Annotated in this window: 10 protein-coding genes; 3 read left to right on the plus strand and 7 right to left on the minus strand. The window is 61.3% G+C overall.

The features are described 5' to 3' along the window. Positions 1 to 10 precede the first annotated feature (10 nt). Complete coding sequence (locus G3T16_RS01460) at positions 11 to 1,432, minus strand: YihY/virulence factor BrkB family protein (protein ID WP_197911839.1); 1,422 nt, start codon at positions 1,430 to 1,432, stop codon at positions 11 to 13. A gap of 218 nt (positions 1,433 to 1,650) precedes the next feature. On the opposite strand from G3T16_RS01460, the gene G3T16_RS01465 reads away from it, so the two are divergent. Next, positions 1,651 to 2,022, plus strand: a complete 372-nt coding sequence (locus tag G3T16_RS01465; protein ID WP_163493517.1) for a VOC family protein — start codon at positions 1,651 to 1,653, stop codon at positions 2,020 to 2,022. A gap of 66 nt (positions 2,023 to 2,088) precedes the next feature. Here G3T16_RS01465 and G3T16_RS01470 read toward each other — a convergent pair whose 3' ends face one another. From G3T16_RS01470 to G3T16_RS01485, 4 genes are all read right to left on the minus strand, one after another. Beyond that, positions 2,089 to 2,376, minus strand: coding sequence for a chaperone modulator CbpM (locus G3T16_RS01470; protein WP_163493518.1), 288 nt, complete (start codon positions 2,374 to 2,376; stop codon positions 2,089 to 2,091). A 17-nt stretch (positions 2,377 to 2,393) separates the two neighbouring features. After that, positions 2,394 to 3,335 (minus strand): DnaJ C-terminal domain-containing protein, encoded by a 942-nt coding sequence (locus G3T16_RS01475; protein ID WP_163493519.1) that lies wholly within the window; start codon positions 3,333 to 3,335, stop codon positions 2,394 to 2,396. A gap of 125 nt (positions 3,336 to 3,460) precedes the next feature. Beyond that, the gene (locus G3T16_RS01480) at positions 3,461 to 4,159 is read right to left on the minus strand and encodes a response regulator (RefSeq protein WP_163493520.1); all 699 of its coding nucleotides are present in this window, start codon (positions 4,157 to 4,159) and stop codon (positions 3,461 to 3,463) included. Beyond that, a complete protein-coding gene (locus tag G3T16_RS01485) occupies positions 4,156 to 5,616 on the minus strand; it encodes a DUF4118 domain-containing protein (RefSeq protein ID WP_163493521.1) in 1,461 nt (486 codons plus the stop codon). The genes G3T16_RS01480 and G3T16_RS01485 overlap by 4 nt, the downstream gene beginning before the upstream one ends. A gap of 255 nt (positions 5,617 to 5,871) precedes the next feature. Between G3T16_RS01485 and G3T16_RS01490 the strand changes: the two genes are divergently transcribed. Beyond that, positions 5,872 to 7,317 (plus strand): TrkH family potassium uptake protein, encoded by a 1,446-nt coding sequence (locus G3T16_RS01490; protein WP_163493522.1) that lies wholly within the window; start codon positions 5,872 to 5,874, stop codon positions 7,315 to 7,317. Between the two features lie 23 nt (positions 7,318 to 7,340). After that, a complete protein-coding gene (gene trkA / locus G3T16_RS01495) occupies positions 7,341 to 8,714 on the plus strand; it encodes a Trk system potassium transporter TrkA (protein ID WP_163493523.1) in 1,374 nt (457 codons plus the stop codon). Positions 8,715 to 8,881: 167 nt separating this feature from the next. Here the strand turns inward: trkA and G3T16_RS01500 are convergent, their stop codons facing one another. Both G3T16_RS01500 and G3T16_RS01505 read right to left on the minus strand, forming a co-directional pair. Then, positions 8,882 to 10,042, minus strand: coding sequence for a phytase (locus G3T16_RS01500; RefSeq protein ID WP_163493524.1), 1,161 nt, complete (start codon positions 10,040 to 10,042; stop codon positions 8,882 to 8,884). 73 nt (positions 10,043 to 10,115) lie between these two features. Continuing rightward, entirely contained in the window at positions 10,116 to 11,531 is a 1,416-nt protein-coding gene (locus G3T16_RS01505) for an alkaline phosphatase D family protein (RefSeq protein WP_163493525.1), read from the minus strand. Positions 11,532 to 11,555 lie beyond the last annotated feature (24 nt).

Below are 11,555 nucleotides of genomic sequence, written 5' to 3' on the forward strand. Positions count from 1 at the left end.
TCCGCACCGCCTACTGCGGCGCCGCCCCCTTGTCGCTGGCTGCCGGTGTTGCGGGGGCCGGAGTTTCGGGCACCACTTCGGCCCGCCCCGTCACTCCCTGTTGAAGCACCAGGTCCCGCAGGCTCATGTCCTGCAGCCACGCCGCCACCGTCGCTTCCATGCCGTCCATCAGCTTGTCAACCGCAGCTTCCGATCGCACCTTCTTCTCCAGCACTGCCTGCGCCCCATCGGGGTGGCGCAGCCGCTGCAGCAGGCGCGCTACCGGCAGATTGGCGGGATCGTGTGCCAGCACGAATTCCGGCGGTTCACTAGCGGTTTCCACCAGCAGGTCGCGCTCCCGCAGCAGATCCAGGACTTCCGCCACCCTGTCATCCGGCACCTCCAGCTCCCGCCCCAGCGCTTCCAGGGTCAGGGGCTCGCGCAGGTGCACGAAGTGATCCGCAATTTTGTAAATCACCAGCAGTGCCAGCTGCTCCCGTAACCGGCCGCCAAGGGGAATACGCTCATCGGTCAAGCGTATACGGTCCGGGTGCTGGTGGAAAAAGGCGATCTGGGCGCCCAGCAACAGAATCAGCCAGCTCAGGTAGAGCCAGATCATGAACAGGATAAGGATGGCGAAACCTGAGTAGATTGCCGCGTACCTGGTAGAGGAAGCGGCAAACTCGGCGAAAACGAGTCCGGTACCCTGCCACAGCACACCGCCGACTACCGCTCCCACCAGGGCGGAACTGAACTGTACCCGGCAGTTGGGAACAAACATGTAGGCGAAACAGAAGGCCAGCACGATCAACAGCATCGGGGCCAGTCTGGATAGCAGCACAAGCAGGCTGCCGAAGGGTTCGACGCTGACCAGCGCCTGTACCACATCACTGCTCATCATCGATGCGGTCATGCCCACCGCCGAGAACACCAGCACCGGACCGACCATGATGACGCTCAGGTAGTCACTGAAACGGCGCGACAGGGAGCGGCCCGACTGGGCATGCCAGACGTGGTTGAAGGACAGCTCTACCTTTTGTATCAAGGAAATCACGGTGTACAACAACAGGGCGAGACCTACCGAGCCGAGCACTCCCACCTTCATGTTCTCAACAAAACCGAGTACCGTCCCCACCAGCTCATCACCCCTTTCCCCCAGCGGTTCCACCAGGTTGAGCAGCAGTGGTTCGATCTGGTTGTGGACACCAAAGGCCTTGAGTACGGAAAAGCTGACCGCCAACAGAGGCACCATTGACAGTAGTGTGGTATAGACCAGGCTCATCGCGCGCAGGGTCAGCTGGCCGGTGGAGAACTCCCGTACCAGCACGAACAGCACACGCACGAACTTGTAGCTGGTCCGCTGCAGCCAATCCAGTGACTCGACATCCGGACGCCACAGCTCATTGAGCATAAAGCTCTTGACCTGGTCGTAATAGCCTGCGGGACTTTGCATCCGTCCCTGCCTCCATCCAGAAACCGGAGTCCATGATAACGTATCTGCCGCCGCTGTGCCGATCCGGGAGGATGCCGGCAGGGTGGGCTGACGAACTGCCCTCGCGTCGGCACAGGGATACTCGCGCCGCACAATTTCCGCTACTCTAGGCGCTGCCTGAAAAAGCCAGGCGATGGCTGCAGACCGCAGCCGCCAGACAGCCACCCAGGAGCAACTGTATGATCGGATACGTCACAATCGGTGTACATGACATGGCGAAGGCCAAAGCCTTCTATTCGGAGTTACTGGCCGACCTCGGCGCGTCGGTACTGATGGACATGGGCCGTATAGCTTTTATCGGCAAGAGCATGAAAGAGCCCCTGCTGGGCATTTGTGTGCCCTGGGATGAACAGGACCCGGCCCCCGGCAACGGCAACATGTTTGCGATCAGCGCCGGCAGCAAGGAGATGGCGGACAAGCTCTACCACAAGGCCATCGAGCTGGGTGCCAGCTGCGAGGGCAAGCCGGGGCAGCGGATACCCGATATGTTTTACGGTGCCTATGTACGGGACCCGGACGGCAACAAGATGACGTTCTACGTGTTCCGATAGGGCAGCGGTGCGCGTCCTCGGGAGCGCAATACAGCTCCTGGCGAAGCAGCGCGTCTCCAGCGGCTTTCAGTCCTCCAGCAGGAACCGTTGCAGGCGCTGCTGCAGGCTGCGGTTTTCCTGTTGCAGGCGCTCCTGCTGCTGCAACAGGTCCACCACCATCGCGACCGCCACCCAGTCCAGTTCCAGATCGCGGCGCAGGCGAATGGCCTTGCGCGCCCAGGCAACGCTGCCGATATCGAACAGCCACTCCTCCACTTCGCTGCCCGCCACCGGCCTGACGATCTCGTGCTCAACTATACTGACCAGCCACTGTCGGGAGACACCCTCACAGGCACACACTTCCTGAATAGACATTCTCATTACACTGCTGGTCATGATTGCTTGCTCCACTCTGCCCGTGGGTCAAAATCTGCCTGTTCTGCCAGGGAGCGCCAGAGTGTCCTGGCCTTGTCGGAGCTGGTCTGCGGCATGACTACCTTCAGCACCGCGTAGAGATCGCCGCGACCGGTCTTGCTGACCAGGCCCTTGCCCGCGATGCGCAATTTCTGGCCCGCCTGACTGCCCGGCGCTATTGTCAGGCTGATCTTTCCCGTCAGTGTCGGCACCGTCACCTTGGCACCCAGGGCTGCTTCCCAGGGCGCAATCGGTACGGTAATCAGCAGGTTATGGCCCTCAACGTCAAACAGCGGGTGGGGCACCAGGCGCACATGGAGGTACAGATCGCCTGCCGGCCCGCCGCCGGGCGCGGGCGCACCCTGACCCTTGACCCGGATACGCTCCCCGTCGCGAACCCCTGCCGGTATGGTCACTTTGAGCGATTTCTTGACTTCCCGCAACTGCCCCTGCTCCAGTACCGGAATACGGTATTCCAGCGGTTTGGGCGAGGACTCCAGCGTCTCTTCCAGGAACACCGGCAATTCGATTTCCACATCCTGGCCGGAGCGCTCCCGGCCGCCTCCCCGGCCATCATGGAACTCGCCGCCGAACATGGAATTGAAGAAATCGGAGAAATCGCCGCTGAACTGGTGGAATTCGCCCTGCCTGGCTGACTGCCAGCCAGGCGGCGGCTGGAACCCACGCTCCTGCCCCTGGCCGGTGCCGTAGCGGCGTAGCTCGTCATACTCGGCACGACGACCGGCATCCTGCAACACCTCCCAGGCCTCCGCCACCTCCTTGAACTGAGCTTCGGCCTCCGGTGCCGGGTTGAGATCAGGGTGGTATTTGCGGGCCAGCTTGCGGTAGGCAGCCTTGATATCCTTGACCTCCGCATCGGGCTTGACGCCCAGAATCTCGTAGTAGTCCTTGAACTCCATAACCACGTCCACACACAAGCACTGAAACTGGCAATGTACACAGCCTCGACGCTACGGGCAATGCATTGCCGAAGTCCTTTTACCCACGGAACGGACAACACCAGTACCACCGCCCACACCAGACCCTAGTCCATCGACACGGCTAACCGGTAGCCCACTCCCTGGACCGTAACCACAAAGCGTGGCCGGGTGGGTTCGTCGCCGAGCTTGCCTCGCAACTGCCCGACCAGGACACGCAGATAGTGGGTCTCATGCTGTTGGGCGGGGCCCCAGATCTCGCGCAGGATCTGTTGATGGGTCATGATCTGGCCCCGATTCATCACCAACAGGCGCAGCAGTTCGTACTCCTTCGGGGTAAGGTGCAGCAGGACCCCGTCGACTCGAACCTCCCGCTGCACCAGATCCAGTGACAAGCCACCTGACTCGAACACCGTGGGAGCGGCAATCCGTCCCTCGCTGGCCCGCAACACCGCGCGAATACGGGCCATCAGTTCGCTGATACCGAAGGGCTTGGTTACATAATCATTGGCCCCGGCATCCAGAGCACGTACCTTGTCGGCCTCGGAGGCGCGCACTGACAATACGATGACCGGCACTTCGGACCATTCCCGCAGCCGGATCAGAAACTGCTGGCCATCCAGATCCGGCAGACCCAGGTCCAGAATCACCAGCCGCAGGTCGGTCTCGGCGCAGATCCGCAGGGCGTCGGTGGCCAGTCGCGTCTCCTGTACTCCGTAGCCCTGGGCTTCAAGGCTGACGCGCAGAAACTGGCGAATCTGAGCCTCATCCTCAACCAGGAGAATCTGTTCTGAAACTGCGGTCACTGCTGCACGACCGCGGCGTATTGCAACACTGGCAGACGGATGCGCATGCAGCTGCCACTGCCATTCAATCCGTCGTGCGCGCTTACCGTACCACCGTGGGCGGCGATCATCCCGCGACAGATCGCCAGGCCCAACCCGGTGCCCTGCAAATCGCCGCTGTCTCCCCGGCTGATGGTGTAGAACATGTCAAAAATCCGCTCCCGCTCCGGCTCGGGAATACCCGGACCCTGGTCACATATGCTGATGCACACCGTCTCCTGGTCCGCCTCGACCTGTACCAGGAGTTGCCCGCCCACGGGCGAAAAACGGGCCGCGTTGTCGAGCAGATTGACCAGTGCCTGCTCCACAAGCACGCCATGTACGTAGAGCAACGGCACATCTGGCGCCACCTCAATCTCGACGTGCAGATCAGCCAATACAACCTCCAACCGCGACAACGCGCTGGCGATAATATCGTTCACATCCGCCCAGTCCCGGGTCAGGCTCAGGCTACCCTGGCCCAGGCGGGTCATGTCCAGCAGGTTCTGGATGTGACGGTCCAGCCTCTGCGCCTGCCCAACCACGGCGGCCAGCAGATCCTTGCGAGTGGCCGCCGTGAAGGACTCACCGTACTCAAGCAAGCTGGTACTGGAGCCGATAATGGATGCCAGGGGGGTACGCAGGTCGTGGGACACCGAGGACAGCAGCGCTGCGCGCAATTGTTCCGTCTCCGCTGCCACGCGAACCTGCTCAAGCTCCTCTCCCAGGGCAATGCGCTGCAGTGCATTGCCGGCGAGGTCGCAAAGACTGCGCGCCGTCGCCTCTTCCTCGGCGTCCAGAGTGCCCGACATCACAACGACAGCCGGTTCGCCGTCCATGCTCAGCTTGAGATAGCTCCACGGCGCGACATGGTGGGAAACCTCCCCCTCCATCGCCAGGGCCCGCTGCAGGTCCTCCTGTGGACAGTGCTGTGCAGGCCCCGCTGGCGTGAGAAAGCTGCCCGTACCATTTTTCCCGGACAGATAGATATCTACCGTCCGGCCCAGGGATTGTCGCAGCCGCTCCCGCAAGACCTGGCGGACCTCGCCAGAATCAACGGTAGCAGACAACTGCCGGCTGAACTCGTACAACACCGAAATCCGGCGCAGGGAATCCCGCCGCTTCGCCATCTCCGCACGCATTCTCGCAGCGAGGTTGCCAGTTAATGCCGCAATCACCAGAAAGAAGGCCAGGGTGGCAATGTCTCCGTCATCTGCCACCGCCAGCGTGTATCGGGGGGGCGTGAAGAAGAAATTGAGCGCCAGCAGTCCCAGCACACTGGCGGTCAGGGCGGGCCCGATTCCAGCGCGTGCTGCCACCAGCAGCACTCCGGTCAGAAACACCAGCGCCAGGCTGGCATGCGGCATGATCGCCTCCACCAGCCAGGCCACCGCGGTGCTGATAGCCGTGGCCAGCAGCGCCAGGACGATGCCGGTCACCGAGGCATGAGCGGACAGCGGCCGCTGTTGACAGATTGGTAGAGTAGATCACAATGCATGTAAAGCTGCCCAATTAGCCTGCCTGTCTCACAGGCATTCATCCTCTCGCGCACGACGCTGGCTGAAAAGTAAAAACTCCATAAAGATCTTACACGTTTTTTATATGACCCGGGCGCGGCTCCCACAGATAATTGGCGACCTTCAGAAGCTGCACTGTGTCACTGGTTTCAAGGATGACACGCTGCCGGGAGGAACATGCACTGGCGTGCGATAACACGGCTGTTTGGTATCCTGTTGCTGTTGTACAGCATGGGCTTCATACCCTCCCTGGTAGTGTCGCTGCTGTACGACGACGGTCAATGGCGGATTTTTGTGTTCTCCCAGGCTGTCGCCGCCGCGGCCGGTCTGGTCCTGTGGCTACCCAATGCCAGGCATCAACAGGAGCTGTCGATAAGGGACGGGTTTCTGGTGGTGACCTTGTTCTGGGTGATTCTGGGCGTCGTCGGGGCGCTGCCCTTTATCTTCGGCCTGCACCTGGACATCACTGACGCCATCTTCGAATCGGTGTCAGGTTTCACCACCACTGGCGCCACGGTCATCGTCGGCCTGGACAATTTGCCCGTCTCGATTCTCTACCATCGCCAGCAAATCCAGTGGCTCGGCGGGATGGGCATTATCGTGCTGGCCATCGCGATTCTGCCGCTGCTGGGGGTGGGTGGCATGCAACTGTACCGTGCGGAGGCCTCCGGGGTGGCCAAGCACGAAAAGCTGACACCGCGCATTGCCCAGACGGCCCGGGTCCTGTGGCTGATCTACATGGTGCTCACAGCCTCCTGTGCCTGCGCTTACTGGCTGGCTGGCATGGCTCCGTTCGAGGCTCTCTGTCACGCCTTTACCACGGTCGCCACCGGTGGTTTTTCCACTCATGATGCCAGCATTGGCTTCTATGACAGCGTCGCAATAGAAACCATTGCCATCGTTTTCATGCTCGCCGGTGGCGTCAACTTTGCAATCCATTTCCTCGCATGGCGTCGCCTGAGCCTGCGGCCCTACGGCCGTGATCTTGAGGTGCGGGTCTACGGCCTGATCTTCCTACTGGGGACCGTGCTCACTGCAGCCGGTCTGTACTGGGCGAATGTTGGAGAAGGAATACTGGCTTCGCTCAGGCCGGCGGCGTTTCAGGTGGCGTCGATACTGACCAGCACCGGATTTGGCACGGCGACTTTTGCCGACTGGCCTCGGCACCTGCCGCTGGTACTGGTGATTCTGTCATTTATCGGCGGTTGTGCAGGCTCCACGGCGGGTGGCATCAAGGTCCTGCGCATCATTTTGCTGGCGCGGCTGGGACTGCGGCAGCTGTTTCTGCTGGCTCATCCCCAGGCAATTGCAATGGTCAAACTGGGCAAGCGGCCGGTGGGTGAGGATCTGTTGTTGTCGGTGCTGGGATTCTACGTGCTCTACATTGTCACTGCGCTGCTGCTGACGGTGGCGATGATGGCCGCAGGTCTGGATCTGGAGTCCGCCTTTGGCGCGGTTGTGGCCACCGTGAATCTGCTGGGTCCGGGACTGGGCGAAGTCGCCAGCAATTTCGCCAGCGTCGGTCCCGCAGTCAAATGGCTGGGAGTCGTGGGCATGCTGGCCGGCCGGCTGGAGGTTTTCACGCTGCTGATCCTGTTTCTGCCTGCCTACTGGCGGTACTGAGTCCGTCAGCATCTGGAGATGCCATGAACATCATCATTCTGGGGGCCGGGCAAGTGGGTATAACCGTCGCCCAGCGTCTCGCCGGGGAAGACAACGATATCACCCTGGTGGACCGGGAAGCCGGCCTGCTGCGACAACTGCAGGAACACATGGATATCCGTACCGTAGCAGGCCATGCAGCCCACCCGGCAGTCCTGAGCAAGGCCGGTATTGATGACGCCGACCTGCTACTGGCGGTGACCGGCAGCGATGAAACCAATATGCTGGCCTGCCAGATCGGCCACAGCCTGTTCCATACGCCAATGCGGCTGGCTCGCGTGCGCTCGCCCGACTACCAGCGATACCCGGCACTGTTTGGACCAGGAGGTATCGCCGTCGATGTCCTGATCAACCCCGATGAATTGGTAACACACTATGTGCACAGGCTGATTCAGCACCCCGGAGCCTTGCGCATCCTCGATTTTGCCGGAGGCCGGGTCCAGCTGGTGGCGACCAGGATTGATAGCAGGAGCCCCGCGGCAGGCCTGCCCCTGCGCCCGTACGCCGGGCCGGACAATGCACGCCGAGGAGCTGTCGTCGCCCTCTTGCGCCGTGATCGGCTCATCGTTCCCGCGGACGATACCGTCGCAGAATCTGGCGACGAACTGTTCTTCGCAGCCAGGGCTTCGGATGTCACCGCCATTCTCGGCAGCTTCTGCTGCACAGAGCGGCGCAACCGACAGATCACGATCGCCGGCGGCAGCAATATCGGCATTCGTCTGGCAGCGATGCTGGAGCGCAACTACAAGGTCACGGTGATCGAGAAAGACCCGGCGCGCTGTCGCATACTCGCAGAATCCTTGCATCACAGCGTAATACTGCAGGGGGATGCGGGGGACGCAAGGTTACTGGCGAGCGCGGAGATTGGCGCGACCGACCTGTTCTGTGCACTTGGCCATGACGATGAAAACAACATCCTGGGGGCAATGTTGGCCAGGCGCCTGGGCGCGCGCCAGACCCTGTGCATTGTCAACCGCTCCAGCCACCTCGACCTCGCCCGGGACAGCGCGATAGACATCACGATTTCACCCGCCCAGCTGAGCATCGGCGGGCTATTGACCCATATCCGCCACGGCGACGTCGCGGCGGTTCACTCCCTGCGCGGCGGGATGGCTGAAGCGGTGGAAATGGTTGCCCGGGGCAACCGCCGCACATCCTCAGTCGTGGGTCGGACCGCAGCTGCGCTGCCGTTGCCCGCGGAGGTGGCAGTTGCCGCGATTGTGAGAAAGAACAGGATAATATTCCCCTTGCAGGACAGCGTCATAGAAGCCGATGACCATATCATCCTGATGCTGGCCGACAGGTCTGCGGTGGCCGCAATCGAACGTCTGTTTCAGGTCGGCGGCCGTTTAAGCTAATGGACCATGCACAAATAGTGGAACAAAATGAAAGTGATGGATTTGCAGCCATGGCAATTCGCAAGCCGCAGCCAAGGCTGGCTGCCTTTACAAGGATTGCAACGCCGCCATCGGGGAAGGCGCGCTCTCATGTTTCAGTATTTCCGGCAGCACCCCGTGTCACGCAGTCAGTGACGCAACACCGCGCTGCGCGGATCCCAGCCCTTGTGTTTTTCCAGTTCCAGCTCATCGGCGATCACTTCCCAGGGCACTGCCTTGTAGTTCTGGTTTTCCGCGGGCATCAGGTTGTGTCCATCCTGGGCAACAAACAGACCGTAGGGGAAGTTGTCTCCCAGCGGAGTGCTGATGACATCGATACCGTCGGTCTCCGAGGTGCCATCGATACCCAGCGCCTCATTGGTACCGATCACAAAGCTCCCCAGGTATTGGTGCTCACCTCCTCGCTCGTAGACAGCATAGCTGTCATTGCCCTGACTGGAGACCAGCACGTAGCCCTCACCATTTTCTCCGTAGTACAGGGCGACCCCCTCGAAATCGTCCTTCACCGCCGGATTTCCGGCAATGCGGGCGATGACCTTGCCTTCACTGCCGCCGCCCGGGGCCGCGCTGAACTGCCACAGCGCGTCGTTCTCTTCGCCCACATAGATCACGCCGTACTCGTCATCAGCGGCGCAGCCCTCGGGCTGACTGGGTACAGAGAAGTCGCGCACAGGTTCGGCCCGGACCCGGCCGTTGCCGCTGTCCCGCAGCTGCCACTGCCGATACAATCCACTTTTGTCATTGACGAAGACATAGGTCGCGCGGGTTTCAGGCTGCTGGTACATGCAGCTGCCATAGGTGTCCGGCATGCCAGTGGACTGAATACCGTCGGCAACATCCACCAGCTTGCCCGTAGAGGGCTCCACCCGATAGATGGAGATGCCGGCAGTGCTGCGGTTACTCGCAGTCACCAGGTCCACCTGTTCGCCAGCGAGGGAAAAATTGTAGCGCAGATCCACATTGTTCATGCGCCCGTCCTCCAAGTACTGGATCACAGCGCCGTCGAGGTCATAGACATACAGACCGCCCTTTTTGTTGGTGCCGATCAGGGTACTGCGCGAGACATCCTCCGGGTGTACCCAGATCGCCGGGTCATCCGCGGCATCGTCAGCTGTGACCACCGGTTCAGTGGCGACCACTGGCCGGACAGTGACAAATCCTGCCCCGGGTGCTGTTCCTGTATTGTTTCCGTCCTTCCGGGCGGGGGCCTCAGTACTGCCCTCACCACAGGCGGTCAGCGTGGCGAAGGCCAGACCGCTGAACAGTAGTACCGTATTGAATCTGGACATCATGCTTCCCCTTGTTTGCGCTGCGCCCCGCGGGGCATGGATTGTATACTTGTTCTGAATGATTTCACTCACGCTAGTCACGTCGGGGATTCACCAACTCGGGATCCACCTGTTCGCGCCAGCTGACAACACCGTTGCGCAGTTGGCTGGCGCGAATCTCGACCGGATCATCCCAGACCGTCTGGCCGGTGATATTGATGGCATTGAAACGGACCACGGGATCCTCCACAGTCAGGTCGAATTCGACCACACCGGCATTGTGGCCACCGGTATAGGGTTCGCGCAGACGCACTTCCGGCGTTTCGATCAGCTCGGGTATCCCGGTATCCTGCGCCAGGCCGGAACTGACCAGTTCGAACAGATCGTAGCCGCCGTGTTCGGACCAGGGTATGCAGTTGGCCTCGGCGCGGTGCACGTCACCGGACATCAGGATGACGCCCTCGATGCCCTCATCGCGGATGAAATTGAACAGCTCGTCGCGTTCGTGGCGGTAGCTGGTCCAGTTGTCTTCGCCGAAGGCATCGGGATTGTGCGACCAGCCACCGCCGATCACCAACATCTTGAACGGAGAACGGCTGGCCTTCAGCAAACGCTTGAGCCAGTTTTTCTGGCCCTCGCCCAGCATGGTCTTGTCCGGCCCATCCGGGTCCGCATTGGGACTGCGGTGGTAGCGGTTGTCCAGCAGGAAGAAGTCCACTCCGCCGTAGTCATAGTGGAAAAATACCCCGGGAGTCTCCGCGTTGCCATAGGCGGGGTTGGCCCAGAAACGCTGAAACAGTGCATGGCTGTCCTCGCGGGCGGGATTCTCCCGGTCGTGGTTGTTGAGGCCGTAATCATGATCGTCCCAGATAGCCAGTTGCGGTACCTGACTGCCGAACAGTTGGTATTCGGGCACGCTGCGCTGGATCTTGTACAGGTCGGACATGATTCCGCGTTCCAGGGTATCGGCGTAGATATTGTCGCCCAGCCAGAAAAACAGGTCCGGCGACCAACGAGCCAGAGCCTGCCAGATGGGCTGCACCGGAAATTCCTGCCAGCGGGCACAGGACCCGAAACCGAGCCGGAACCGCGCCGGCTTTCCTTGCGCGGGCGCTGTGGCAAAGGAAAACGCCGGAGTGGACTCCATGTACTTGCCCGGATCGCCGTTGACATAGGGCCGATAATAATAGCGGGTCCCCGGCTGCAGGCCGTCTAGCTCAATCCGGGCCACATAGTCACCGTCCGCGCCGACCTCAACCGCCGGACTGATCTGCGCGTCCGAGAGTTCCGGCGTCAGGCCGTAGCGTACCGCCACCGGGAACCGGCCACTGCCGCGCATCCAGATACGTGCGCGCTCCGGTTCCACTGCACCCAGCATCGGCCCCTGCACAAGCCGGGGATAGCCAGTCTCGCTGCGCGCCAGCGCCTGGCGGATAAACCCCGGCACCAAAGGTGCGGTAGCGCAGGCGGCTGCCAGAGATTTCAGAAATTGTCGTTTTGCCCGTTGCATTGATGTTCTCCCATTATCTTCGTT

The organism is Kineobactrum salinum (genome assembly GCF_010669285.1).
In the GTDB taxonomy this organism is placed as follows: domain Bacteria; phylum Pseudomonadota; class Gammaproteobacteria; order Pseudomonadales; family Halieaceae; genus Kineobactrum; species Kineobactrum salinum.

Bases quoted from the DNA above. Each gene is read 5' to 3' on its own strand.
- G3T16_RS01475 (WP_163493519.1), bottom strand. From the start codon at position 3,335: ATGGAGTTCAAGGACTACTACGAGATTCTGGGCGTCAAGCCCGATGCG.
- G3T16_RS01460 (WP_197911839.1), bottom strand. From the start codon at position 1,432: ATGCAAAGTCCCGCAGGCTATTACGACCAGGTCAAGAGCTTTATGCTC.
- G3T16_RS01465 (WP_163493517.1), top strand. From the start codon at position 1,651: ATGATCGGATACGTCACAATCGGTGTACATGACATGGCGAAGGCCAAA.
- G3T16_RS01490 (WP_163493522.1), top strand. From the start codon at position 5,872: ATGCACTGGCGTGCGATAACACGGCTGTTTGGTATCCTGTTGCTGTTG.
- trkA (WP_163493523.1), top strand. From the start codon at position 7,341: ATGAACATCATCATTCTGGGGGCCGGGCAAGTGGGTATAACCGTCGCC.
- G3T16_RS01500 (WP_163493524.1), bottom strand. From the start codon at position 10,042: ATGTCCAGATTCAATACGGTACTACTGTTCAGCGGTCTGGCCTTCGCC.
- G3T16_RS01470 (WP_163493518.1), bottom strand. From the start codon at position 2,376: ATGTCTATTCAGGAAGTGTGTGCCTGTGAGGGTGTCTCCCGACAGTGG.
- G3T16_RS01505 (WP_163493525.1), bottom strand. From the start codon at position 11,531: ATGCAACGGGCAAAACGACAATTTCTGAAATCTCTGGCAGCCGCCTGC.